This window comes from Trichocoleus sp. Lan, assembly GCF_039961855.1.
GTDB lineage: Bacteria > Cyanobacteriota > Cyanobacteriia > Cyanobacteriales > FACHB-T130 > FACHB-T130.
In genome coordinates, this window is sequence record NZ_JAMPKA010000004.1 from 191,685 (window position 1) to 217,604 (window position 25,920).

24 protein-coding genes and 1 pseudogene are annotated in these 25,920 nt (G+C 49.4%); 10 read left to right on the top strand and 15 right to left on the bottom strand.

Annotation, left to right across the window (positions count from 1 at the left end; genetic code table 11):
• The first annotated feature begins 145 nt into the window (after positions 1-145).
• A complete protein-coding gene (locus tag NDA03_RS05320; protein WP_190526940.1) occupies positions 146-1,168 on the top strand; it encodes a saccharopine dehydrogenase-like oxidoreductase in 1,023 nt (340 codons plus the stop codon).
• Positions 1,169-1,227: 59 nt separating this feature from the next.
• Here NDA03_RS05320 and NDA03_RS05325 read toward each other — a convergent pair whose 3' ends face one another.
• The 4 genes from NDA03_RS05325 to NDA03_RS05340 all read right to left on the bottom strand — a co-directional run bounded on the left by NDA03_RS05325 (position 1,228) and on the right by NDA03_RS05340 (position 6,561).
• The gene (locus NDA03_RS05325; protein ID WP_348237489.1) at positions 1,228-1,815 is read right to left on the bottom strand and encodes a hypothetical protein; all 588 of its coding nucleotides are present in this window, start codon (positions 1,813-1,815) and stop codon (positions 1,228-1,230) included.
• Between the two features lie 126 nt (positions 1,816-1,941).
• Positions 1,942-3,168 (bottom strand): type II secretion system F family protein, encoded by a 1,227-nt coding sequence (locus NDA03_RS05330; protein ID WP_190413829.1) that lies wholly within the window; start codon positions 3,166-3,168, stop codon positions 1,942-1,944.
• Between the two features lie 187 nt (positions 3,169-3,355).
• Complete coding sequence (locus NDA03_RS05335; RefSeq protein ID WP_190413828.1) at positions 3,356-4,462, bottom strand: type IV pilus twitching motility protein PilT; 1,107 nt, start codon at positions 4,460-4,462, stop codon at positions 3,356-3,358.
• 107 nt (positions 4,463-4,569) lie between these two features.
• On the bottom strand, positions 4,570-6,561 hold the full coding sequence (locus tag NDA03_RS05340) for a GspE/PulE family protein (protein ID WP_348237490.1): 1,992 nt from the start codon (positions 6,559-6,561) through the stop codon (positions 4,570-4,572).
• A gap of 837 nt (positions 6,562-7,398) precedes the next feature.
• Here NDA03_RS05340 and grpE point away from each other — a divergent pair.
• The 6 genes from grpE to NDA03_RS05370 all read left to right on the top strand — a co-directional run bounded on the left by grpE (position 7,399) and on the right by NDA03_RS05370 (position 13,335).
• Positions 7,399-8,178, top strand: a complete 780-nt coding sequence (grpE, locus tag NDA03_RS05345; RefSeq protein ID WP_190532658.1) for a nucleotide exchange factor GrpE — start codon at positions 7,399-7,401, stop codon at positions 8,176-8,178.
• Between the two features lie 145 nt (positions 8,179-8,323).
• Positions 8,324-10,282, top strand: coding sequence for a molecular chaperone DnaK (dnaK, locus tag NDA03_RS05350; RefSeq protein ID WP_190532660.1), 1,959 nt, complete (start codon positions 8,324-8,326; stop codon positions 10,280-10,282).
• A gap of 101 nt (positions 10,283-10,383) precedes the next feature.
• Entirely contained in the window at positions 10,384-11,508 is a 1,125-nt protein-coding gene (gene dnaJ, locus NDA03_RS05355; RefSeq protein ID WP_190526929.1) for a molecular chaperone DnaJ, read from the top strand.
• Complete coding sequence (locus tag NDA03_RS05360; protein ID WP_190413870.1) at positions 11,508-11,783, top strand: sulfurtransferase TusA family protein; 276 nt, start codon at positions 11,508-11,510, stop codon at positions 11,781-11,783. Before dnaJ ends, NDA03_RS05360 begins: the two co-directional genes overlap by 1 nt.
• Positions 11,780-12,952: a small ribosomal subunit biogenesis GTPase RsgA gene (gene rsgA, locus NDA03_RS05365; protein ID WP_348237492.1), complete on the top strand. Its 1,173-nt coding sequence runs from the start codon at positions 11,780-11,782 to the stop codon at positions 12,950-12,952. The genes NDA03_RS05360 and rsgA overlap by 4 nt, the downstream gene beginning before the upstream one ends.
• A 17-nt stretch (positions 12,953-12,969) precedes the next feature.
• A complete protein-coding gene (locus NDA03_RS05370) occupies positions 12,970-13,335 on the top strand; it encodes a type II toxin-antitoxin system prevent-host-death family antitoxin (protein ID WP_348237494.1) in 366 nt (121 codons plus the stop codon).
• On the opposite strand, the pseudogene NDA03_RS05375 reads toward NDA03_RS05370, so the two are convergent.
• The 6 genes and pseudogenes from NDA03_RS05375 to NDA03_RS05400 form a co-directional block, all read right to left on the bottom strand.
• Positions 13,298-13,681, bottom strand: a pseudogene (locus NDA03_RS05375) (alpha/beta hydrolase); the annotation flags it as partial. The gene NDA03_RS05370 and the pseudogene NDA03_RS05375 overlap by 38 nt on opposite strands.
• A 161-nt stretch (positions 13,682-13,842) precedes the next feature.
• The gene (locus NDA03_RS05380; RefSeq protein WP_348237495.1) at positions 13,843-14,904 is read right to left on the bottom strand and encodes an NAD(P)-dependent alcohol dehydrogenase; all 1,062 of its coding nucleotides are present in this window, start codon (positions 14,902-14,904) and stop codon (positions 13,843-13,845) included.
• Positions 14,905-15,128: 224 nt separating this feature from the next.
• Positions 15,129-15,923 (bottom strand): SDR family oxidoreductase, encoded by a 795-nt coding sequence (locus tag NDA03_RS05385; RefSeq protein WP_348237496.1) that lies wholly within the window; start codon positions 15,921-15,923, stop codon positions 15,129-15,131.
• A 23-nt stretch (positions 15,924-15,946) separates the two neighbouring features.
• Positions 15,947-17,038 (bottom strand): alpha/beta hydrolase, encoded by a 1,092-nt coding sequence (locus NDA03_RS05390; RefSeq protein ID WP_348237497.1) that lies wholly within the window; start codon positions 17,036-17,038, stop codon positions 15,947-15,949.
• A gap of 83 nt (positions 17,039-17,121) precedes the next feature.
• Positions 17,122-17,649: a cyclophilin-like fold protein gene (locus NDA03_RS05395; RefSeq protein ID WP_348237498.1), complete on the bottom strand. Its 528-nt coding sequence runs from the start codon at positions 17,647-17,649 to the stop codon at positions 17,122-17,124.
• Positions 17,649-18,152: a cupin domain-containing protein gene (locus NDA03_RS05400; protein WP_348237499.1), complete on the bottom strand. Its 504-nt coding sequence runs from the start codon at positions 18,150-18,152 to the stop codon at positions 17,649-17,651. Before NDA03_RS05400 ends, NDA03_RS05395 begins: the two co-directional genes overlap by 1 nt.
• Before the next feature lie 358 nt (positions 18,153-18,510).
• Between NDA03_RS05400 and NDA03_RS05405 the strand changes: the two genes are divergently transcribed.
• Entirely contained in the window at positions 18,511-19,266 is a 756-nt protein-coding gene (locus tag NDA03_RS05405) for a TIGR02391 family protein (protein ID WP_190986269.1), read from the top strand.
• 57 nt (positions 19,267-19,323) lie between these two features.
• Positions 19,324-20,274 carry an AraC family transcriptional regulator gene (locus NDA03_RS05410; RefSeq protein WP_348237500.1) on the top strand — a complete coding sequence of 317 codons (951 nt, stop codon included), beginning with the start codon at positions 19,324-19,326 and terminating at the stop codon, positions 20,272-20,274.
• 366 nt (positions 20,275-20,640) lie between these two features.
• On the opposite strand, the gene NDA03_RS05415 is transcribed toward NDA03_RS05410, so the two are convergent.
• The 3 genes from NDA03_RS05415 to NDA03_RS05425 form a co-directional block, all read right to left on the bottom strand.
• Positions 20,641-21,540, bottom strand: a complete 900-nt coding sequence (locus tag NDA03_RS05415; protein ID WP_348237501.1) for a class I SAM-dependent methyltransferase — start codon at positions 21,538-21,540, stop codon at positions 20,641-20,643.
• A 135-nt stretch (positions 21,541-21,675) separates the two neighbouring features.
• Entirely contained in the window at positions 21,676-22,038 is a 363-nt protein-coding gene (locus NDA03_RS05420) for a GUN4 domain-containing protein (RefSeq protein WP_348237502.1), read from the bottom strand.
• 242 nt (positions 22,039-22,280) lie between these two features.
• The gene (locus NDA03_RS05425) at positions 22,281-22,502 is read right to left on the bottom strand and encodes a helix-turn-helix transcriptional regulator (protein ID WP_190413812.1); all 222 of its coding nucleotides are present in this window, start codon (positions 22,500-22,502) and stop codon (positions 22,281-22,283) included.
• Positions 22,503-22,620: 118 nt separating this feature from the next.
• Here NDA03_RS05425 and NDA03_RS05430 point away from each other — a divergent pair, with 118 nt between their 5' ends.
• Positions 22,621-23,076 carry a hypothetical protein gene (locus NDA03_RS05430; protein WP_190678258.1) on the top strand — a complete coding sequence of 152 codons (456 nt, stop codon included), beginning with the start codon at positions 22,621-22,623 and terminating at the stop codon, positions 23,074-23,076.
• A gap of 69 nt (positions 23,077-23,145) precedes the next feature.
• Here NDA03_RS05430 and NDA03_RS05435 read toward each other — a convergent pair whose 3' ends face one another.
• The gene (locus NDA03_RS05435) at positions 23,146-24,528 is read right to left on the bottom strand and encodes a serine/threonine-protein kinase (RefSeq protein WP_348237503.1); all 1,383 of its coding nucleotides are present in this window, start codon (positions 24,526-24,528) and stop codon (positions 23,146-23,148) included.
• A 46-nt stretch (positions 24,529-24,574) separates the two neighbouring features.
• Positions 24,575-25,804 (bottom strand): DUF445 family protein, encoded by a 1,230-nt coding sequence (locus NDA03_RS05440; RefSeq protein WP_190666230.1) that lies wholly within the window; start codon positions 25,802-25,804, stop codon positions 24,575-24,577.
• Positions 25,805-25,920: the final 116 nt, after the last annotated feature.

Genomic DNA, 25,920 nt, shown 5'->3' on the forward strand with positions numbered 1-25,920 from the left:
TCTGCGTCAAGATAGAGAAATTATCCGAAATTGAGCAAAAAAGCCAACAGACTTCTTGAGCGATCGCTCAAGCTCTCAAAAGTGAACGAACCGGCGCGTCCAGGAGCCTGGATAATTAAAGTTTGTTCAATTGCAAGAAGACGCTATGAGTGCAGAGCAAGTCACAGGTTCAATCAACTCCCCAACCCCCATTCGAGTGGGCGTCTTGGGCTTTGGTGGACTGGGGCAGGCTGCCGCCAGAGTGCTTGCGCCAAAACGCGAGATGATCTGGGTTGCAGCTGCTGACCAGAAAGGCTATACCTACGCCGCCCAAGGGTTAGATCCAGATGCCAGCATTGGGATTTACCAAACAAGGGGTTCTCTTGGCTATTTAGAGCCGACAGGCACCCTCAGCAGCCAGAGCATCCAGGACTTAATCGAACGAGCTAAGCCGGTAGATGGATATTTCCTAGCACTGCCCAATCTGCCCAACACCTTTATGGCGTCCGTCGCGCGGCAATTTATTCAATCTGGCTGGCGGGGGGTTCTGGTAGACGCCATGAAGCGTACCAGCGCTGTCGAGCAGCTACTGGATCTGCAAGAGGAACTTCTTGCAGCAGGAATTACTTATCTGACTGGCTGTGGGGCGACGCCTGGATTGTTGACCGCGGCAGCGGCTCTTGCCGCCCAAAGTTATGCCGAAATCCATAGCGTCAAGATTACGTTTGGAGTAGGGATTGCAAATTGGGAAGCCTACCGAGCGACGATTCGGGAAGATATTGCCCATCTACCCGGATACGATGTGGAGCGCGCCAGAGCCATGAGTGATGCCGAAGTGGAAGCATTGCTGGATCAAACCAACGGTATCCTGGCTCTGGAGAATATGGAACACGCTGATGATGTGATGCTAGAGCTAGCTGGAATTTGTCCGCGCGATCGCGTTACGGTCGGCGGCGTCGTCGATACCCGCAATCCCAAAAAACCACTCAGCACGAATGTCCAAGTGACAGGTCGCACCTTTGAAGGCAAGATTTCTACCCATACCTTTACCCTTGGCGATGAAACCAGTATGGCAGCCAATGTCTGCGGCCCTGCCTTCGGCTATCTCAAAGCCGGAGTCGCACTCCATCGTCGAGGCATCTACGGTTTGTTGACCGCCGCCGAAGTCATGCCGCAGTTTGTCAAGTAGTTAACAGGTTGAAAATGGGTACGTTAGCAGGTTGATTACACTTCAACCTGCTTCAACCGTCAAACGTTGGGACTTTCAGGCAAAAAAGATTCCTGTGCCTGTTCCTCAACATCCAACATTGGGGTCTGGATGACAAAGGGGAGACAGGCTCCCATTAAGCCTCGCTTAATTCGTTCTGGCGTCTCTGGAAATACAACAAACAAAGGATATAGCTTGTCAGCGCCCTCGCTGAAAATGTGTTGATGGCGAGGTGGCATCAACCACTCATATTCTTTGTCCAGCCACACTTGGGTCTGCCGCCAGCGACTCAACAAGTCGGAGAAGTCTTCTTGGGGACGGTGAATAAAGACAAAAATCTCCACCCCCATTTTGATTTTCCATTCGGGGTCACACATTAAAATTGCTACATCACAGGGCAAACGAATGGCTTCTCCTCTAGATGTAACAACGCTAGCGCTTTCTGCTTTAGATAAGGCATGGCGAATCCGCACCACCGGCAAAGGAATGGCGATCGCGCTCTCCTCAGACCGGCGCATACTAGGAATCATCTCCAGATAAGGTCGGTGCTGCTTGAGCAATGCGATCGCTCCCGACAGGTCACTGTACTCTGCCAAGCTAGCTTCGTAATAGGATTGCTTAACAAACATATTTTGATTTTAAATTTTCAATCTTAGATTGGAGATTAGGTCATCGTTAAGTACCATAAGCCCTCCATCCCAAATCTCATTCCCAGATAAATCTGGGAATGAGAAAAATCCAAAACCTGAAATTGATTAGCCTAGCTCGTCAAACACCTTAAACATGGGGAGATACATCGAAAGCAAAATCACCGCGACCATCCCCGCTAACACTACCATCATGATGGGTTCGAGAACGCTGGTGAGTGCTTTCACCGCTTGCTCAACCTCATCTTCATAGAAATCTGCCACTTTCATCATCATGGCATCTAACTGACCTGTCTCTTCCCCAATACTAATCATTTGAATTGCCAGGATTGGGAAAACTTGCTCTTTTTGCAAAGCTAAGCTCATCATCCCACCTTGTTGAATGTCTTGCTTGGCTGCCTCCACTGCGTTGGCAATTACTTGGTTCCCCGCCGTATCTCTCACAATATCCATGCAAGTGAGAATGGGCACTCCAGAACGAGTCAAGGTTCCAAAAATGCGGCAAAAACGAGCAACACATGATTTCTCATTCAAGTCACCCAATAGCGGCATTTTCAAGAAAAAGCGATCCATTGTCACACGACCAACCGGCGTCTTGTAATACTGCCTGTAAACAAAAGAGGCAAAGATAACACTAATGATAGGGATGATGACCTTCCAACTTCTGAGGATGTCGCTGAGCCACAGCATGAACAAGGTTAGCGCAGGCAATTCTGTCCCCAAATCTTGGAAAATGCCAGCAAAGATCGGGATCAAAAACACCGTCATACAAATAAAGACAATGATTGCCAAGATGCCCACTGCCACGGGGTATGCCATTGCTCCTTTGACTTGGTTTTGCAGGCGTGCCATATCCTCTAGGACTTTGGCTAATCGGTTGAGTACCTCATCGAGGACACCACCGACCTCTCCAGCTTGCACCATACTGACGTAGAGATTATCGAAACACTCCGGATGTTTACGCATCGCATCCGAGAGATTCACACCTTGTTGAACCTCAGAGCTAATTTCCACAAGCGCTTTTTTGAGCTTGGGATTGGTACATTGCTCGGAAAGCACACCCAAGCATCGAACAATCGCCACACCCGCATTGACCATCGCAGCAAATTGACGAGAAAAGACGGCTTTGTCCTTGACTGTAACCTTCGCTAAAGAAGTTTGAATGTCTTGTAGGTTTAATTTGCTCAGGTCAAAGCTTTGAGTTTCTTTGATATTTGCAACAGAAACCCATTTTTCGCGCAGGGCGTCGCGGGCACTGCCCAGGGAGTCGGCAACTATTTTGTCTTTCTTAGCGGCTCCTTTAGAGTCCCGAACATCAGCAATATAGGTAGGCATACCTCACCTCTAAGTGAAAGAAGAATGGCTTTTTAAAGGAAAATTTGTGTAATGGGAAGGTGTCTTCCGGGGAGGTTTTTGACAATTTCTGCTGAGGGCTGCCAGGTAGTCCAGACCGAAGATATTTCGGTCTGGACTACCTGGCATCATACAAGCTTAGTGCAATAGGTTTTACACCGCCTCGAACCTACCGAGCGCCAGCTTTTGCCCCCGTCGCGGGCGATGTCCCCAGGATACGCTGTAATTCTTCAGGCTTAGATGATTTGCCCATTGCCGCCTCAAAGGAGATGGCACCAGCTTTGACATAGCCAGCTAGAGCCTGTTCCATCGTCTGCATTCCCAATTTTGCTCCAGTCTGGATAGCAGAGTAAATTTGAGCAGATTTTCCTTCTCGAATCAAGTTAGCGATCGCTGGTGTTACCAGCATGATTTCCTGCGCCATTACCCGACCATATTCACCGGGTTTCGGATTATGTTTGGGCACTAAGCATTGGCTGAAGACTGCCAATAACGAACCAGACAACTGAGCGCGGATTTGGGGCTGTTGCTCTGGAGGAAATACGTCCAAGATCCGGTCGATAGTACCTGCTGCTGAGCTGGTGTGCAGGGTGCCGAACACCAAGTGACCTGTTTCAGCCGCTGATACCGCCAGACCAATGGTTTCTAGGTCGCGCATTTCCCCTACCAGGATAATATCGGGGTCTTCCCGGAGCGCGGCTCTCAGCGCATTCGCAAAGCTCTTAGTATCTTCGCCTTTTTGACGCTGGTGAAACAAGCTCTTGATGTTCGGGTAAACATATTCAATCGGGTCTTCCACCGTTAGAATGTGTTCTGCCCGCGTCCGGTTGATCAAGTCGAGCATCGCAGCCAGGGTGGTGGTTTTCCCAGAACCCGTTTGCCCCGTCACCAACACCATTCCTCTCGGTCTGTGAGTCAATTCCCGCACGACGTCTGGTAGACCCAACTGATCGAAGTTCGGAATTTTAGAAGACAACGCTCTTAAGCACGCCGCATAGTAGCCCCGCTCTTTGTACACATTGACGCGGAAGCGAGCCAATCCCTTAACCCCATAAGAGCAGTCAAGTTCCCAGTTTTGCTCTAATTCCTTACGCTGCGTGTTGTTCAGCATACTGAAGATGAGTTTCTGACACTCCTGGGGAGGAAGCGGTTCGTCCCCAATGGGGTTGAGTTTCCCACTAATGCGAAAGTAAACCGGCGCTCCTGCCTGGATGTGCATATCTGAGCCGCCCATTTCAATGAGTTGCTCCATCAAGTCTTCAATCATTAATTCCATGAGGCTGTCTCCTGGGGTGATTCTTGATTTCTCAGTTGCTAATTTTCCGTGACTAAGGGCGTAGCTTGGGTGATTGCCATTCGCCATTAACGATTGACGATTGACATTTATTCTGAAAAGCGAGGCGTCATGCAGTAAGGACAATCTAGCCACTCTGGTTTTAACTCAGCAGTGCAAGTGACACATTCTAGACCGCTCTTCCGCTTGGCTTTGAGTTCTGCCTCAAGGCCAGAATCTGTAAATGTCACCCGTTCTACTTCTTCGAGAGTGGTATAACCTTGGCGTACCAGGTCTAAGCTGTAGGCCAGCAATGTCTTCATCCCTTCTTCCACGGCTGCTTCTTTAATGCGCTCAGTGGGGGCACCTTGGCTGATTAAATTTTGCAAGCGTTCGGTCACTCGCATAACTTCATAAACACCCACACGTCCCTTATAGCCAATGCCATTACATTTTTGGCACAGAGCATTTCTGCTTTTGGCTTCCTTCGCTTCATCGGGTTGTAAAGTATTGGCTTTGTAGAAGGTAATATCCCCGTCCCCAGAAGCCGATAAACCAAATCGACCGAGTTCTTGTGAAGTGGGTGAATAGGAAAGGCGACATTCGCTACAAACACGCCGCATCAAGCGTTGCGCCAGAACGCCTATCAGCGAACCCGATACCATGAATGGCTCGATGCCCATTTCGTCTAAGCGGGCGATCGCACCGGCGGCATCGTTGGTGTGCAGGGTTGTCAGCACCAAGTGTCCGGTTAGTGCTGCTTCAATTGCGGTTTTCGCCGTTTCTTTGTCCCGCGTTTCACCCACCAGAATTACATCCGGATCTTGGCGCATGAAGGCTCGTAAGATCGAGGAAAAATCCATTCCCTTCTCTCGAATTACCTGTACCTGAGTAATCCCAGGCAAGGCATACTCAATCGGGTCTTCTGCGGTACTGATATTAATTCCCGGATCGTTCCGTTCTGCCAGAACCGAGTATAAGGTGGTAGATTTACCAGACCCAGTTGGCCCGGTTACTAAAATCAAGCCGAAGGGACGGCTTGCCATTTCTCTGACAATTTCTAGCGATTCTGAATCGGAAATTAACTTATCCAAACCTAGCTGGGTGGAAGAGTTATCGAGAATTCGCAAGACCACCTTTTCGCCGTAGCGGCTGGGTAAGGTATTCACCCGAAAGTCAACCTTACGCCCTTCAAACACCCGCCGGATACGACCATCCTGGGGCATCCGTCGCTCGGCAATGTCTAGCTCAGCCATAATTTTGAAGCGAGCTGTGACGGCTGCGATGATTTTTTTCGGAAACGGATCGAAGGCTTGTTGTAGCACCCCATCCTTCCGGAAGCGAATGCGTAAGAATTCTTCTTGGGGTTCAATGTGAATGTCTGAAACCTGCTCTTGCAGACCCTTGAGGAGGATTCTGTTAACCAGGTTGATGACGGGAGCGCCCTGTGCATCCTCTACATTCAGGTCATCTTCAATTTCAGGAGGCGCATCGCCTAAGTCGTTCAAATTATCCAGAACGTCTGAGACATCCACAGACTTTTGGATTCGCGCTACTTCCTCTTTCCTGGTTTGCTCATCCTTGTATTGGTTAATTAGATTCAAACAGTCTTCCAGAGTGATCACCATTCGCTGCAAGGCGATGCCCTGGGGTCGTAAGATGCGGTTGAGATCGTCCTGAGCCGCTAAATTATCTGGATCGACCATTGCCACCAGTACCGAGGGGGGCTGGGTGTCATTTTTCGTTAAAGGTACCAGTTTATAGCGGCTACAGATATCGATCGGAATCAGGGTTTCAATCAAAGACCCAATCTGAGAAGTGGGAATTTGGCTGATTTCCGGATCTAGAGATTCAACTCCGTAAAGAATTTTGAGTTCAAAAAGCTGTTGTTTTTTATACTGACGTAGCAAATCTGGGGGAAGCGATCGCCCAGTAATCGTTTCTAGAACCTCGGTTAAGGGTCTACCAGACTTGCGGCTTTCTACCATAGCCTGCCGCATTTGGTCGGTGTCAACATAGCCTGCCTGAATCAGCTGGTTGCCGAAGGGCGAAAACTCATTGCGGACAGCAAGGGCGCGATTTCGTGGTGAGGATTGAGTCATAGATCCGTGAGAATACCTCTTTACAAATTGTTCCCAAAACCATGAAGGAAAATTGCTATCGTCAGCCCAAAACTAAATTTTTACGATCTAGATCGCGACTTAGGCTTGCGCCCCCGCAGTATCACCAGACCGTTTCATCACTTATGCTGAGCCGTTGCGGCGATTTTAAAGGCAAAATTGACGCGATAAGCCAATTTGCTCCTCACTAGCCGCAAGCAGTAATATCCGTACAACGATGCTGTAAGTTTTAAGATTTAAGACCTGCCGGAGCCTTGGAAGACTCGGACACGACTTGGTTAATCACAAAGAGCGTGTAAGGCTGAACGTGGTAGGGAACATTCACGATAATAGCCTTAACCAAGTCTTAGGCGTAGGATTGTCTTAATTTATTTTGCGATTCATACATAGTCTACTGTCTAGATTCTGATGTCTGGCACGCCCACTCGCTTAATGGCTGTTCTGAAATTCGTGAAGATGACGTTACAATCTGAAAGTAGGCAATTGCTTCTATAAAGAAAATTCTGTGCAAATGCCAGCGGATGGCATAGCTTGGCACAATGTAGGGTTAAGGTAGGGTTGGCGTGTTGATACGGTTTTCCCACCCAAGCTTGTCAGAAAGTCAAGCCAAAAGCTTTAAAGAGTATTGGCAGGATGCCTGGGCACACTATGATTCTAGAAAGGGGAAAGTTTTGTGGCAATGCGCCGGTTCTCTCCATCCCTAACTCAGGGAGTGGTGAGACACCAACCTGATACAGAAGGGGAGGTGGTAGTGGCGATATCGACAGGACTACCCATTAAAATGAGCGCGAGCAGTCTCTTAGCTGGGATGATAGCCCAATGAACGAGGAAGAAAATCAGCAAGACAATACTTCACCTCCAATGGTTGATAACCAGGCGGTGGCACAGGAAATGGGGAATGAACCATTATCTGAAACGGGAACCTTAAATGGAGAACCATTAGGGGAGGCGTCAGTGTATGGCACAAGCCAAACATCTGATGTGGTATCAGATGCCAGTGCAACCTCCGGAGCCAGCGGAGACGAAAGTAACGCAGAAGCAGCCAGCAACACAGCGGCTGTAGAAGCATTGACGCGGGAAGTGGAGGCTTTAAAAGCGCAAGTGGAAGAGCGCACGCAACAGTGTGACTCTTTCAAAACTCAGTACATGAGGATAGCCGCAGATTTTGAAAATTTCCGCAAGCGGACTCTCAAAGAGAAGGAAGACTCGGAGGTGCAGATCAAGTGCACAACCATTACTGAGTTACTGCCCGTAGTGGATAATTTTGAGCGGGCGCGATCGCAGATCAAGCCGCAAACTGATGGAGAATGGAGCATCCACAAAAGCTACCAGAGTGTCTACAAACAGCTGGCAGACGCTCTCAAGCGCATCGGAGTATCTCCCATGCGTCCGGAGGGTCAAGATTTCGATCCCAATCTCCACGAAGCCGTGATGCGGGAACCAACGAATGAATATCCAGAAGGAGCCGTGATCGAACAGCTGGTGCGCGGCTATTTCTTGGGCGATCGCGTCTTGCGCCACGCCCTAGTCAAAGTTGCTGCTGGTATGGAGCCCGTGGTAACCTCAGAGGAAGGTCATCCGCTTTCTGGCGAAAGTTAATGGAGTTTGATGCACTGCATCGACGGTTGAAGGCGTCAGAAATTACAATCAAATTGATGGAAATCTGGTGCCGGGTCCGAACCATTTCGGACAAGCAATTCGACGGCTACTTAACAAATCCTGTAAACCTTTACTACAGCTAGCTATGGGAAAAGTCATTGGCATCGACTTGGGCACGACCAATAGTTGCGTGGCTGTTTTAGAGGGGGGTCAACCCATCGTCATCTCTAACACAGAAGGAGGGAGAACGACCCCAAGTATCGTGGGATTTGGCAAGGGCGGCGATCGCCTAGTTGGTCAACTAGCGAAACGGCAAGCTGTCACCAATGCCGAAAATACGGTATACAGCATTAAACGCTTTATCGGTCGCCGCTGGGATGACACCGAAGTAGAGCGATCGCGCGTGCCCTACACCTGTATCAAAGGTCGCGATGATACCGTCGATGTCCAAATTCGGGGACGCAACTACACCCCCCAAGAAATCTCAGCGATGATCCTGCAAAAGCTAAAGCAGGATGCAGAAAACTTTCTTGGCGAACAGGTAGACCAGGCAGTCATCACCGTACCTGCCTACTTCACAGACGCCCAAAGGCAGGCGACAAAAGATGCCGGTACCATTGCCGGACTGGAAGTTTTACGGATCATCAACGAACCCACGGCAGCTGCTCTTGCCTACGGCTTAGATAAACAAGATGAAGAGCAGTGCATTCTGGTGTTTGACTTAGGGGGCGGCACCTTCGACGTTTCCGTACTCCAATTGGGTGACGGTGTTTTTGAAGTCAAAGCTACCTCTGGAAACAACCATCTAGGCGGAGATGACTTTGACAACAGCATTGTCCGCTGGATGATCGAAAACTTCAAACAGCAAGATTCCATCGACCTGGGAACCGACAAAATGGCTCTCCAGCGGTTGCGAGAGGCAGCAGAGAAAGCCAAAATCGAACTTTCCAGCATGGGCAGCACCTCCATCAATTTGCCATTCATCACCGCCGATGAAACCGGGCCAAAACATTTAGAGATGGAACTTTCCCGCGCCCAGTTTGAAGAACTCGTCAACCATTTGGTGGAAGGTACCATTGAGCCTGTAGCTCAGGCGATCAAAGACAGCGGTTTGACAGCCAATGAGATTGACCGGATCATCCTGGTGGGAGGTTCAACTCGAATTCCTGCCGTTCAAGATGCGATTAAGAAGTTTTTTGGTGGCAAAGCACCCGATCGGTCGATCAACCCGGATGAAGCAGTGGCGCTGGGAGCAGCGATCCAAGGAGGCGTCTTAAGCGGCGAAGTCGAGGATCTGCTGCTATTGGATGTTGCCCCCCTAAGCTTGGGCATTGAAACCTTGGGAGAAGTGTTTACAAAAATTATTGAGCGCAACACCACAATTCCCACGACGAAATCCCAAGTTTTTTCCACCGCCACCGACGGACAAACCAGCGTGGAAATTCACGTCTTACAGGGTGAGCGGGCGATGGCGAAAGATAACAAAAGTCTTGGCAAATTCCTCCTAGCAGGAATTCCCCCCGCTCCCAGAGGCATCCCTCAAATTGAAGTGTCCTTTGAAATTGGCGTTGATGGAATTCTCAAAGTATTGGCTCAAGACAAAGGCACTGGGAGAGAGCAGAGTATCCGGATTAGCAATACCGGCGGCTTGAGTGCCAGCGAAGTCGAACGGATGCGGCACGAAGCTGAAACCTATGCCGAAGAAGACCAGCGTCGGATGCAAGTAGTGGAGCTGAAAAATCAGGCTGATAGCCTGTTCTACAGCTATGAATCGACGTTAAATGATAACGGGGAGCTGGTTGCAGAGGATATCAAAACGCAGGCAAATAAGAAGGCTACAGCGGTGCGAGCGGCGCTGGCTAACCCCTCAATTAGTGTTGAGGAGATCAAACAACAGATTGACGATTTTCAGCAGACACTGTTTGCGATTGGTGCTGCCGTGTACCAGCAAGCCAGCGGACGCGAGACACCGGATGATTACGAAAGCTTGGAAAGTGGCATATCCCCAGAGTTTCGTGAAGCGCCTGACTCCACACCCGATGACGATGACTTTAGATTTGATGACGATAATACCGTTCAGGCTGACTACGAGCCAGTTGACTAAATCAATTAAAAATAAAAAAGGAAAAATGAAAAATTGAAGGATATCTAAAGTTTTCATTTTTCCGTTCTCCTAACCCTTAACCCCTAAAGAAGCAGCGTTCTATGGCCCGCGACTACTATGAAATTCTCGGGGTCTCCCGTGACTCAGACAAAGAGGAAATTAAGCGTGCCTATCGCCGTCTGGCCCGGAAATATCACCCGGATGTCAATAAAGAGCCAGGGGCGGAAGAACGCTTTAAAGAAATCAATCGAGCATACGAAGTCCTTTCGGAACCAGAAACCCGGACTCGCTACGATCGCTATGGAGAAGCCGGGGTGGCTTCTGGTGTCGGAGCTGGCCCAGACTTAGGCGATATTGGTAACTTTGCCGATATTTTTGAAAGCTTCTTCAGTGGGTTTGGGGGTGCCGGGGGTCAAACGGCTGCTCGCAGACGTAGCGGTCCCGTTCGCGGTGACGACCTGCGGTTAGATTTAAAGCTGGAATTTCGGGAAGCCGTCTTTGGGGGCGAAAAAGAAATCCGGATTCCCCATCTAGAAACCTGTGCTACCTGTAGCGGTGCAGGTGCCAAGCCGGGAACGCGACCGCGAGCCTGTCCGACTTGCAGTGGTTCCGGTCAAGTGCGTCGTGCGACACGGACTCCCTTTGGTAGCTTTACCCAAGTCTCTGTCTGTCCCACCTGTAACGGTGAAGGGCAGGTAATTGAGGACAAGTGTGAAACTTGCGGAGGCGTCGGTCGCAAACAGGAAACGAAAAAGCTTAAAATTACTATCCCTCCAGGGGTAGATAATGGAACCCGGCTGCGCGTTTCTAAAGAAGGAGACGCTGGTCTGCGCGGTGGCCCTCCGGGAGATTTGTACGTCTATTTGTTTGTTGAGGAAGACGCAGAGTTTCATCGGGATGGGATTAACGTCCTGTCAGAGATTAAGATTAGCTACTTGCAGGCGATCTTAGGATGCCGTCTGGAAGTGAATACAGTAGATGGGCCGGTAGAGTTAACAATTCCGGCGGGAACGCAACCGAATACGGTGCTGACGCTAGAAAATCATGGCGTACCCAAACTAGGGAACCCAGTCAGCCGGGGAGATCACCTAATTAATGTAGGAATTGATATTCCCAATCGAATTACGGCTGAAGAACGCGAACTGCTGGAAAAGCTGGCTAAAATCAAAGGCGATCGCACTGGGAAAGGCGGTTTAGAAGGATTTTTAGGAGGGTTGTTCAAGTGATCGACAATCCAGCGACTGCAACGGATGTGCCGGACGCTCAGCTGGACTTGCGGGGGACGCCTTGCCCAATTAACTTCGTTCGCACTAAACTCCGCCTGGAACAAATGGCACCCGGCACCTTATTAGAAGTGTGGCTAGATCCGGGTGAGCCAATTGAGCAGGTTCCTGATAGTTTAGCGATGGCGGGCTACACAATTGAAGAGACGCGATTCATTGCGTCTGAAGACCGCACAGGCTTTTTTGCCCTGAGGGTGCGGCGTCCAGCTTCCCTATGAGTTCTGTACCACCTCCGTCGCTACCGCCGACAGGAGAGGAGAGGGAGGAGAAATTTCCAGATCCGGTTGATCGGTTGGAAGAATCTTCGCCGTTAATTGGGACGGTGGTGGCTGTGCAGGCGAATTTCTACCAAGTGCGACTAGACCTCAGTAGTTTGGAGTTGGAAGCTGACACCCCGCCGATAACTCCCTTTCTCCTGTGTACTCGTCGCGCAAGGCTGAAAAAAATAGGTCAGAAGGTGATGGTAGGCGATCGCGTTCTGATTGAGGAAGCTGACTGGGCAGGTGGACGGGGAGCGATCGCTGAAGTTTTCCCCCGCACAAGCGAACTAGATCGTCCTCCAGTGGCAAATGCTCAGCAAATTCTTCTCGTTTTTGCCCTAGAAGAACCTACGTTGGATGCCTATCAATTGAGTCGTTTTCTGGTAAAAGGAGAGTCTACTGGCTTAGAAGTCTGCCTTTGCTTAAATAAAAGCGATTTAGTGACAACTGACCAACTCAACCAATGGCGCGATCGCTTGCAAGGGTGGGGCTACCAACCGATATTTATCAGCGTCCACACAGGTCGAGGTCTAGAAGAATTCCAGCATCAACTAAATCATAAAATTACTATTTTTGCGGGTCTTTCTGGCGTCGGGAAATCGAGCATCGTAAACTTTCTCATTCCCAGCGTCAATCTGCGCGTCGGGGAAGTTTCCGGCAAGCTCAGCCGAGGGCGTCATACGACGCGACACGTTGAATTGTTTGAATTACCGACAGGCGGATTCATTGCAGATACCCCTGGCTTCAACCAACCAGACTTGGATGCGACCCCGGAAGATTTGGTGCATTATTTCCCAGAGGCACGACAGCGCTTAGCCGTTGCCCGATGTCAATTTAGTGACTGTCTGCATCGGGATGAGCCGAATTGTGCGGTGCGAGGGGATTGGGAACGTTACGAGCATTATCTAGATTTTCTGAAAGATGCGATCGCTCTTTCTACTCATCTGAACCAACAAGCCGATCCCGACGCCACCCTGAAAATGAAAACGAAGGGTAAAGGGCACAGTCAATACGAACCCCGGTTGGAAGCAAAAAAATACCGTCGTCCTTCCCGGCGCACTCAACAGCAGGCACTTGACCAAGTGTATCAAGACACGGATTTTTCAGAAAAGATGGAAGATGAATAAAAAAGAGGGTTAGATTTATGCAGCAAATCGATCTCGCTGCGGCATCTCAACCTCTGCCCAAATTAATTGAGGTGGCACTTCGTGGTGAAGAAATCACGATTTCGAAAGACAACCATCCTGTTGTCAAATTAGTGCCAGTGTCGCCCCTGAAGCGTCCTCCTCAGTTTGGGAGCGTACAAATCCTCCATCGACGGACATCGGCATGTTCAATTACAAACGAAGTCGCATCCGAATCAAGCCAAAGAACCGCTTCGGGGATTTCGTCAGGCTACTCGTTGTCACGTCGCTCTCCGGAGTTGAGCTTCCACGGAAGGTGGTCGCAAACGGGCGCTCGATCCGACGACCGCTCTCGCCCCAGAAAGACAAATCGAGGGACAAGGTGACGAATCCCTGCTCAGCCAGCTTTTGGGCATACAGATTTGCGCTCTGTTCTTTGACTGCGCCCATTGGGTGCCCGACAATGATTGCCGGATTCTTGGTGTTCTGATCTAAGGCTTTGGGAATGAAGAGATTCCCAGCAACCTGCATATTGTATTGGTTTCTGAACGTAACCTTCTGCACCGTCACCTTGTCGCTCCTATAGAAGTTGTCCGCCCCCTCGACCACAGGGGACTGCTACACGGGTGCTTGGGGGCTATTACGCCAGACGTGTGTTTTGTCGAGTGCAAATGCCGCCGTTGCGCCGATTTCACTCATCAAGAGGGTTGGTATTAGAACGCGGTGTTTTATTGATTTGTTCGTATGTGTGGGTTTATCTAGCGGGTTAGCTTCGGTTCGACGCGCCTGCCTTCAGCGGGGCTATGTCGATGACGAAGCGATAGCGCGCGTCCTTGTTCACCAAGCGCTCGTAAGCCCGTTTGCATTGGTACTCCTGCGAAGTTTCACCTCGGTTATTCAGATTTCAGAGAAGCCATATCAATTACAAAGCGATATTTCACATCGGACTTGGGCAGTCGCTCGTAGGCTTCGTTGACCTTCTGGATGGGGATGACTTCAACATCGGCGGTGATATTGTGTTCACCGCAAAAGTCGAGCATCTCTTGGGTTTCGGCGATGCCGCCGATCATAGAGCCAGAAAGACTGCGGCGACTCATAATCAGACTAAATGCCGCGACATCTAGAGGCTTTTCAGGCGCACCAACCAGGGTGATGTTACCGTCGAGGTCCAGCAGGTTGAGATAAGCATTAATGTCGTGCTTGGCAGCGACGGTATCGAGGATAAAATCGAAGCTACCAGCGTGCTTTTGCATCTCGTCAGCATTGCGGGAAACAACAACTTCATCGGCACCCAGGCGGAGCGCGTCTTCTTTCTTGTCGGGGGACGTGGTAAAGACAACAACGTGCGCTCCCATTGCATGAGCAAGCTTCACGCCCATGTGCCCCAATCCGCCCAGACCGACCACACCTACTTTCTTACCCTCTATAACTCCCCAATGACGGAGTGGCGAATACGTGGTAATGCCTGCACACAGGAGCGGCGCAACTCCAGCTAGATCGAGGTTTGGGGGAACGCGCAGCACGAAGCGTTGATCGACAACAATGCTATTGGAATAGCCACCATAGGTAACTGGAGCGGTCTTGTGCTCGTCTGGGGAGTTGTAGGTGAAGATCGCATTTTGGCAAAACTGCTCAAAGCCAGCCTTGCATTTGGGACAGTGACCATCCGAATCGACCATGCAGCCAACTCCCACTAGATCGCCCGACTTGAACTTGGTCACTGCTGAACCGACTTGAGTGACCCGTCCAACAATCTCATGACCGGGAACGATCGGGTAGGTTGTGGACATGAAATCGCTCCACTCGTCCCGCACTGAATGGAGGTCGGAGTGGCAGATGCCACAGAAGAGAATTTCAATCTGAACGTCGTGCTCGGTTGGATCGCGCCGTGCGATCGTGTCGGAGGCCAGGGGTGATGTTGCACTGACTGCGGAGTAAGCTTTGGCGTTGTACATAAATTGATGCTCCAATCTGGAAGATAAGCTGGTTTACTTCTACTCGGTCTTGAATCTGTCCTGGTATTGTTCGTCGCTGACCTTTTCCATCCAGTCTAAGGGCTTGGGGTCGAGTACCTCCTGAGTAGCGATATGAGTCATCGCCGTTGGCGGTGAAGGAGACGATGGCGACAATGCTTTATTGTCGTGCGTTTAGGGTTCGATCGGGTTGGCGCTGCACATCACTACACCGTTTGACCGCCATCGACGACCAGGGCGTGCCCGACGGCGAAGGAGGACGCATCCGAACACAGCCAGACGACGGCGTTGGCGATCTCTTCGGGCTGGCCCATCCTGCCAATTGGTTCCTGCGAGATCACTCGTTCTCGTCCTTCGGAAGTGCCGCCGCTGAAGCGATCCATCATCGGGGTGTCGATGATTCCGGGGCATACAGCATTGATGCGAATGTTCTGCGCGGCGTAGTCGAGAGCCGCTGCCTTGGTTAGTCCGACCACGCCGTGCTTTGCAGCCACGTAAGCAGCTTGACCTTTGAAGCCTTTGACTCCAGCACCTGAAGAGGTATTCACGATCGCGCCGCTTCCTTGCTTAAGCATCAACAGGATTTCGTGCTTCAGGCACAGGAACACGCCGCGCAGGTTGATGTTGACGATGCGGTCCCAATCTGCCTCATCCAGTTCCGCAGTCGCCGCTATCTTCTGTTCCACACCAGCGTTGTTAAAGGCAAAGTCCAGTCGCCCGAAAATCTCAATGGTCTTATCCAGAGCCGCCTTCACGTCCTCGGCTCGCGTCACGTCGCACCTGATGGCGATTGCCTTCGGCAGCAGCGAAGCTCCCGCCCGCCCGTCGAGTTCCTCAATTATGCGGACTGTTTCTTGATTGCCTTGTTCTGAAATGTCAGCGACCACCACGTTAGCGCCCTCACGAGCAAATGCCAGCGCTGTCGCTCGACCGATGCCGTTCGCTGCTCCGGTGACAAAAGCCACCTTATCTGTGAAGTTTCCATTCGAGTTGAGTAGCATATATTCTCCTGCCAGTTTCTCGCTTACCGACTGAGGTGCTGATTGAAAAAGGACGCAAGCTTGTCCCACGGGATAAGGTTCACCCGGTCGTACAAATCGACGTGTCCCGCGTTCGGAACGATATAGAGATCCTTTGGCTCGGCTGCGCGTTTGTAGGCATCTTCGCTGAACTCCTTAGAATGGGCATTGTCACCCGTGATGAACAGCATGGGACGAGGCGAAATCGTCTCAATGTCATCGAACGGGTAAAAGTTCATGAATTTGACGTTGCTGGTAAGTGTCGGATGCGTTGTCAGTTTCGGCGACGAACTTTTGGGGGTGTATTCGCCTCTGGGAGTGCGGTAGAAGTCATAGAACTCACGCTCAATGGCGCTGGAGTTCTCATTTAGTTCATGCACAGTCCCGCTTGTGTATTTGGTCTCGCCACCTGTGAACTCCGCATAGCGCTGCTCAGCCGCCTCTGCGATCCATTTCTTCCTTTGTTCCAGGGTCGTAGAATGCTTAAGCCCGTTGCGAGCAGCAGCACCCATGTCATACATACTGACCGTCGCAATGGCCTTCATTCGCGGATCGATATTGGCGGCGCTGATGACGAAGCTACCGCTACCGCAAATTCCAAGAGCGCCAATCCGATCTCTATCAACGAATGGTCGGGTGCCCAGAAAATCGACCGCAGCACTGAAATCCTCGGCATAAATATCCGGCGAAACAACGTTGCGAGGCTGCCCCTCACTCTCGCCCCAGAAAGACAAATCGAGGGACAAGGTGACGAATCCCTGCTCAGCCAGCTTTTGGGCATACAGATTTGCGCTCTGTTCTTTGACTGCGCCCATTGGATGCCCGACAATGATTGCCGGATTCCTGGCGTTCTGATTCAAGGCTTTGGGGATGAAGAGAGTCCCAGCAACCTGCATGTTGTATTGGTTTTTGAATGTAACCTTCTGCACCGTCACCTTGTCGCTCTTGTAGAAGTTGTCCGCCCCCTCGACCACAGGGGACTGCTGCGCGAGTGCTTGGGGGCTATTACGCCAGACGTGTGTTTTGTCGAGCGCAAATGCCGCCGTTGCACAGATTGCACTCATCAAGAGGGTTGGTATTAGAACGCGGTGTTTCATTAATTTGTTCGTATGTGTGGGTTTATTTAGCGAGTTCACTTTGGCTCAATAGTCGTCGCAAGCAGTTTCATTTCGTACCCTCTTTACTGCGATCGCAACTCAATCGTCGCTTCTACAGAACCAGGCACATTCAATGCCTCGATGTCACCGTCAATTTTTCCGAGGATAATGAGTCCGTTTGAGTATCCAAAATCGTTGTAATACATCGCTAAATTCCCCCAGGGAGCGTAATAAGCAATATCTCCAACCGCAGGCTCGGTGCCCGGAGGTGCATCTTCTGTCGATAATCGTCTTGGCAAATCACTAATTTTTTCGGTGTTTGCGTAATCTTTTAACGTCAGTGTTAATGGCAGCAGGGAAATAAAATCCTGAGTGGTTTTGCTGTCAATCAACGTGGCTGTTACGACCTTGTTTCCGAGCTGGATGTTGATCTTCATCCTGTTTGCCTGCTCGGTTGATAGTTCAGTTGGTATCTCTGACGGGGCATTTCTGGTGATACTGTTATCGGCATGGCAGGCTGAGGAACTTAGGGACATTGCTAAAGCGAGAACCAAAATCAGCATTCGCTTCTGACCGTTTTTTCCTCTAGTGGGAAGCCATCTCGAAAGCATCAGGATCTCCCTTCGTACTGTTCGTCGCTGACCTGTTCCATCCAGTTCACAGGGGTGCCGTCAAGTTGTTCTTGAATCGCAGTATGGGTCATGGCTGTAGTTGCTGTGGCTCCGTGCCAGTGTTTTACGTTCGGTGGAATCCAGACAACATCACCGGGTCTAATCTCCTGAATTTGACCGCCCCGCTGCTGAACCCAGCCAACTCCAGCCGTCACAATCAGAATTTGCCCCAAAGGATGGGTGTGCCATGCGGTTCGGGCACCTGGCTTGAAGGTGACACTTGCACCAGATGCACGGGATGGATCGTGCGCCGGAAAAAGAGGATTGATGCGTACAGAACCCGTGAAATATTCGGCAGATCCTTCAGTGGAAGGCTGCGAACCGTTCCGCGTGATTTCTACCGTCTGTGGGCGATCGCCCGATGAAACTTGAGTATGACCTGCCTGCGCGAACCCCAAAGCCAATAAGGAAAATGCCATGACAGGTATCGTGAGCCGTTTCATTTCTGTTCCTCCAATTTGTGCTTTGTCATGCAAAGCTTTCCCACAGCGACCAATGCCTGCCGTGGATTTGATGATGCTTCTCGTGCGATCGCGAGAAGCGCTTGATTAAATAAACTTGAGTATTCTCTTGAAGAAAAATCCAGACGCTTACAAGAAGCCGGAATCACGTTTCATTGCTTTAACTTCATTCTATGAATCCTGAAAGGCAAGCAATAAAACGATCGTCTAGGATGGTTGTACAATCCTGCAAACTTGCACCGATTTCGATTCAAGCCACGCTAGATTCTTATACAGGGCTGGTTCATAGTGTCTCTATTCCTGCCTTTGCTTAATTTTTTCTGTCGTGATTCTTCTACAGATGTATAACCTGACAAATCAGCAAAAAGACCTTGTCCGATGGCTCGTTCAAAAAATTCAAGAAGGAAAATTGAATGAGGAATTCGGAATTATGTGGGTTCCTACCTTTGATGCACCATCGCTTGAAGCTGTAATGCTTGATTTTAAAGGAACTGACGAAGAGTTATCTGAAATTTCAATTACTCAAGGCGCATTAAATGTTCTGGCAGAAAATAAACTCATCCATTGCGATATCGTTTACAAAATAGATAAGTCAGGAAGACAGAATGAGACTGCACGTAAATGTACTGTAATGGGCAAAGCGTACGAGGCTATAGACGCAGACTTTAGCGCCCCCGACACATCTTTCATTACTCACTTAACTCCTTTAGCAGACATCAGTAACTTTGATGAGCAATTAAAAAAGCGGTGTTTACCAATTTTAGGTGCAGGAAGCTCAGATTCCATGCTGTGGGATTCCGCTGTAAGGACAGCAGGTGTCATCCTAGAAGAGCGATTGCGTGATGTCGGTTCCATCTCCGATCCAAATTGCACTGGCTCTGCCCTAGTGAACAACGTATTTAGTGACAAAGGAACGTTAGCCTCGAAGTTCACAGTTGCTTCAGAACGACAGGGCTACCGAGATTTATACGCTGGCATCGTTGGGACTTTTCGTAACCCGTCTGCTCATCGCTTAGTTGATCCATCTCCAGAAGAGGGAGGAGCTTTTATAGTGTTCGTTAACCTCCTACTCAGCAAACTTGAAGCACTCAGATGAAATTTGATTTGTGCGGTTTCCTGTCAATGTTTTACAATTCAAACCTCTGTTTTCAATATGTATTTAACTAACACCCCACAGGCAAAGCGCGAGGCAGACAGAGCGCAAGCCAACCGAGAGGAACTAACGGAGCGAATTGCCCAAGCGATTTGTCAAGATGGAGCGAAAGAGCCGCTCAAAGGATTGCACTTCTATCGCACCTCCTCTCCTTCGGAATGCTTTCATAGTGTCTCTATTCCTGCCTTTTGTGTCATTGCTCAGGGCAGTAAAGAAGTCCTTCTAGGCAGCGATCGCTATCAGTACGATCCGATGCACTATCTGCTGGGGACAGTCGAACTGCCGATTGCCAGCCAAATTCTAGAAGCAACTCAGGAAAAACCGTACCTAGGCATTCGTCTCGATCTCGACCCTACCCTCGTTGGCTCAGCTATGGTTGAGGCAGGCTATCCCTCAGTGCAACGGGGTGCTAGTGTAAAAGCGATCGACGTGAGTCCGTTGGATGCAGACCTGTTGGATGCTGTGGTGCGGCTTGTCAGGCTTCTCGATTCTCCTGCCGAAACCCATGTGCTTGCACCCCTGATTAAACGGGAAATTATCTACCGACTCCTAATGGGAACGCAAGGAAATCGGCTGCGTCAGATTGCCGTTTTAGGTGGCTACACTCACCACATCGCTAGAGCTGTCGATCGACTTCGCAAAGACTTTAACCAGCCGCTTCGGATTGAAAGCATCGCACGCGATCTAGGAATGAGTGTCTCAGGCTTTCATCATCACTTCAAGTCGGTCACTGCTATGAGTCCCTTGCAGTTTCAGAAGCAACTACGGCTTCAAGAGGCTCGCCGTCTGATGCTGGGGCAAAACCTTGACGCTAACAGTGCTGCCTACCATGTGGGTTATGATGACGCCTCGCACTTCAACCGGGAATACAAGCGGCTCTTTGGTGCACCACCGATGCGTGATGTGGAGCGGCTGCGAGAAGCTGCCAGGGAAACTGCTGGTTCAATATGACCTCTTCAAGACTCCTAATCTTGCCAGAAGTCGCTAAAAAGTTTCTACCGGATAGATGTTCTAATTCGCTATAGGGCATTTTAACTCCCTCTTGCCGTCCTTCTTCCTAAGGTTTTCCCGATTCTCCTTTACCTTAATCGCTAACTGGTACATTGCTTTCCTATTCATGCAGGAGGTCTAAGGATGACACTCTACAGACAATGTTACGGTACGTGCCCACCGAGAAACGAAGCAGGCTAACTATCATTTCATCAGACTGATACAATCTGTTTAACTCCTTTAATTCGGGCAATTATCGCTCTTTTGTTGCTCGCGTTAGAGTAAAAGTTAAAACTCTTGCATCAAAGGAGTTTGACCAATTTAGTATTAGCGTCGGGCTGACCAGTTGCGTCTATCTACTTTGGCACCGCCTAATATATCCACGCTTCCAATAATGGTGTTGTCAGAAATGCGCCCATTAAACTGCATGGTTACTAGCTTCCCTTGCTTCGGCTGTGTAACTTTAAAGCTAAGTTGGTTGCCGGTTAATTTCGCCTCAGTAATTGGTATTTCGTCATTGCTCATTCTCACCGTTCCCGTAACTTCTTGGAACTGTTGACGTAATTGCAGCGTGTAGGGGTTTTTGCTGCCAACGGATTGCATATTCCATTGCCAGGTTCCTGTTACCTGTGCGGGAATCACCCAATAGAAAACTCTATGAATGCGAGAACCAACCCGCAACACTTCAGTACGATCGGGTTTCCATTCCTTCATGTCAAACTGGTGAGACACAACGGGCGTTCCCGGTTTGAGTTCGCGCAGCAGTTTTGGTCGCAGTTGGACGTTAACTTTAGGCAACAGGTAAAGCGTCACCACGGTAGCTTCGCTGAGGTCAGTTTGGAACAAATCTTGCTCGACAAACTTCACGCGATCGCTCACACCTGCTAATCTAGCTTTTTCGTTACTTTCCTGAATTAGTCGCGGGTTAATTTCGAAACCAACACCTTTCGCGCCAAATTCCTTCGCGGCTGCGATAACCAGCCTGCCATCGCCAGAACCTAAATCGTAAACGACATCATCTTGAGTAACGTCAGCCATCTTTAGCATTGCTGTCACCACCTCGTTAGGCGTTGGCACATAGGGCACATCAGTCTGCGATCGCACGCCCTCCGGCAAGGGTGGAGGTTGAGCTTGGGAGACGGGTAGCGATCGCCCTTCTTGCCAGATGAAGAGGCTGCTAACACCCGCACACAACACCAAAAAGCCAAGGATTCGCTTCAAACGCATAGCAACTGATGACCTTTGTGAATGTGACGCTTCTCCTTATCTTGCCAGAAGCGATCGCTTGTGAAAACTAGATGACAAGAGAGAGCGATCGCTTCCCATCACTCGTCTTTTACAAATCTTACAAACCGCTATAAATTACTTTTGGCTACAAGTTGCCAGTCTCGACGCGAGAGAAGACATTTCCACAATTAAAAATGAAGAACCCACGTCCCCATTAAGATAGAAATTAAGCGATCGCATCCAAGGAAGATGTCCTGCTGGTGCATCCAAGCTGAAGGTAAGTTCATCATATTCGCACCAACCTTGTTCAAACCATCCCAAGCGATCGCCAAAACTTTGCCAAGTTTTATCGCCAGCGTGCAGCTTACCACCGACACTCTGCCAGATACTCTTTTGTACGCTATAACCAAAATGCTCGTTGCTGTATCTTAACCATAGTTTTTCGATAGTACAAAAGTCTGGATAGGGAATCTTTTTAATCGCTTCTATATCTAGCAAACCTTCTTTTTCGATTGGTTATTTTAAGTACAACAGCCGCAGTTTCTTTATCAGCTTCTTTCCATTTCCATCTACTAGTCAATCTTGCAGTCTGCTGTAGTCCATTCCTACTGCTGAAATTAATTGCACCGCCCCAAACCATCGATTGCAATGTTGAAACGCTTGGGTTCATTTTGACACAGTACCAAGAAATGTCCCCACAGCGCGATCGCTCACTTAAACTTTATTGAATGTTACGCCGCTTATTCTTGTACCACTTCCAACAAATCTTCAATTAACACATCAAAGGTTCGCGCTAACTTTCGTAAAGCAGCTAAGTCAGCCATCACCATTCCCGGCGACACTGCATAAGTTTTGATGGTGCTGTAGGAGACTCCGGAACGTTCGGAAACCTCCTTCAGCGTCCAGCCTTCCTTGGCGGCAAACTCCCTAATCCGCAACTTTATTAACTCTGTTCTTGACATAGAGTTTAAATTTCGACTAAAATATTTTATCCAGTAAAAAGCGATCGCCCTTTGGCGTCGGAAACTGAAGAGCGATCGCTAATTCCACAAAAACTCCATGATATTGGAGTTAATTATTATGATATCAAGCTCACAGCCTGAAGCAAGGGTTGTTCATCAATTGGCTCGGTTTGTGACGAAAGAAGCGATCGCGCTTTTGCTTAACCTCAACCCCGAACAGATATATCGGATCGATTGCTGGCAATATGTCATCCACGTTGTTGGCAAAGGCGTGAGTACGTTTGTCAGCTATGCGGATCTGCCACCCGTTTTAGGCGCAAAGACACCCACTGCCAAAGATTTCCTCAGATGGCGCAAGCGTTGGAGAAAGCATCAATATAAAGCCCCCGGCTTTTGGGTAAATTTTTACGAGCAGAAACTAAACACAGCCCCTTCCTTGGCAGAAATGTACAGATGGGGGGAATTGCTGAGCGTCATTAAATCTGTGCTGTCAGAGGCTCAATTGCGGAGGTTGCGGAGTCTCTACGCCCAGAAAAAACAAGCAATGGAAAATTTTCAAATTCAACTTGTTTAAGAATTAATTTCCAGAAATCTTGCGAACCAGCTGCTTCAAAACAAAGCGATCGCTCTTGAGTTGATCCGCTTACAAATCGGGACGCGCCAGCAGCGACTCGCCAACCGTTACAAAACAACCCCAAACACCCCCCGAACCCCCAACTCGCCACCCTGGAAGATGTCCGGGGAGAGCACCGGAAGTGAAATTGAGGTCATTCCACCACAACCAAGTTTCGTTGACGCGCCAACCCACGCGATCGCCAAACGTGACAAAATCTTTCCCACACTCGTTGTAAATCCGCTTCTGGACGCTCAAGCCAAAGCGTCCGTTGCTGTAGTTTACCCAGAGAGTGTCGATGGTGCGTAAATCTTGCCCTGGAAACGATTCAATGTGTTCGTAATCCAGCCATTCTTCGTCCCGACGGGCTACCTTCAGCATAATTGCCGCCGTTTCCATATCGGCTTCTCTCCACTTCCCTGCTGCTAATAAATCCCGCAATTGACGGTAATTTTCCCCCACCTCCGGACTCAGCTTATTGTGGGAAGCGTCTGAAGAGACAAACATTGTCGTGGGAAGCGTGATGTCAGACGTAGTAATGACTGATTCAACGTTTCGGATGGGTAACGTCGCCGCATCTTGATTGAGACTGCTGAAATTAAATAAATCCAACCAAGCTTGCACTGAAGCAGGACGATTCTCTGGTTCAAACTCCATTCCCAGGAGAATTGCCAGCTCAACGCGATCGCTAATACTAGAATTAATTTGTCTCGGTGCCTCTAAGGGAACTTTCGCCGCCCTGGCAAAAGCCGGAGTCGGGCGCTTTCCCGTGAGTAAATAATACAGAGTGGCAGCGAGGGCGTAGACATCCGTATACTCGCCTCGCCTCGCTTCCTCAGCATATTGCTCAATCGGTGCAAAACCGTGGGTTAAAGCTTGAGTATGAGCTTGGGTAGTATCCCGGATAAACTCCCGTGCAATCCCAAAATCAATCAAAACTGCCTCTAATTTCCCAGAACGCAGCATGATGTTGTGCGGCTTTACATCCCGATGCAGCAACCCTTTATCGTGAACGACGGTAAGCGCTTCACCAATCTGCTGAATGTAGCGCAGTGCTTCTATTTCCGACAGCAGTCCCCACCTGTTCACCCACTTCCATAAATCTTCCCCTTCCACATATTCCATCGCCATACAGGGAAGCGAGCCTTCCTGAAAAGCATTGTCAATCTGCACGATATGCGGATGACGACATAAGGCTAAGCGTAGCGCCTCATCTCGGAAATCCCGCTGAAATTTATCCCGGAAAGAAGCGAGTTCTGGGTTGTTGAGGACATCGTCCTTCAGCGTCTTGATGACAACTTGATTGCCTTTTCTGTCTTTAGCAAGATAGGTAATCCCAACACCACCCTGACCCAGGGGTCTTTCGATGATATAGCGATCGCCGTATAACCTCTGCCCAGCTGCCCAAGCCATAGCTTACCAACGACTCCGAAACGAACCGTGTTAATTTTTGCACAGCTTAACGCAGCAACAACAAAACCCCCTGTAACAAACCCACCACAAACCCTAAGATGCCCCCCAAATTAACAATTGCTTGCAGCTCACTTTTGACGATGCCTTGAATTGCCATTTCCAATTCCGCCGCCGATGTTCCCTTGACTCGGTCAATAATCACCTGATCGATCGACAAAATCGGAATTACTTGAGCGACAATTTTTTCCAGATCCCGCTCCAAATAGCGCTCTAAAATTAAAGCCAATTCTTTGCTAACCACTTCTAAGGAAGCGTTGACAGCAGGCGATGTTCGCAGCCGACCCAGGATTAACTTAGCAATATTTTCCCAGTCCACAGAGTCACTCAATCCCTGCAACAAATCAGCGCCCCGCTCTTGAATATAACTGCGGACGCTATCGCGCATCGTTTTCCGCAACTGGCGCACCGTCGAAACCGGCAAATTTTGTAAAGAGAGATTTTGCAGCCATTCCTGCAAACGTTCTCGAATTCCCAAAGAGAGAATCAACTCTGTTATCCGCTGATTTGTTTCCTCTTTTTCATCCAGGCAAAACGTCCGCAGGCGCGTCAGAGTGTTGCGAAGACCAAACAAATTCGCCACTACCCAGTAAGTGCCACTCGTCTTTGCCCGAAAGCCTTCATCAATGACTTGAATATTGCGGTCAGTCAAAAAATCTATCAAAGCTTGCCGCACAATATCTGGTGGTAGCACCACTTGCAATATCCAGTCAGAAAGCTTCTTTGCCTGATCGTCACTCAGCTGAAATTCCAGCAAAACCTTATCAAAAATTTGATTAAGTTGGATTTCCAGAAAATCCTCGCGGCGGGCTAAAACTTTCAGCAGGCGAGGAAACGATTCACCCAGCAAATCCCGCAGAATTCCCGCCATAATTTTAGCGGTTTTCTGCTCGGCATCGGGTTTGACCTGCTCTAGCGCTAGCCGGAGTAACCAAAGAATTGCTCCCTGCACCCGTTCTGTATGCAGCAGCCGTCGTGCCAGATTTTGCAATTCTTCTGGCGTCAGCAGAGAACCCATGATGGTGTCAGAAACCCGGTTGGCTAGGCGTTCCTGATTTCGGGGAATTAATCCAGGCGTGAAAGGGACGCGCCGCCCACCGATGTAAAGAGTCCGATAGGGGCGGAATAACATTTTAATGGCGATATCGTTGGTGAAATAGCCAATAATTGCACCAACAATCGGGGGGCTGACGTAAAGCCAGAGGTTAGACCAATTCAAGGCGGCGATCCAATTAGGCAGGGGTTACGTTTTAAGGGAAGTTATGAATGTTGAATGTTGAGTGTTGAGTTAGGGTCAATTCATAACTGATAATTCAACACTGATTACTCAAAACT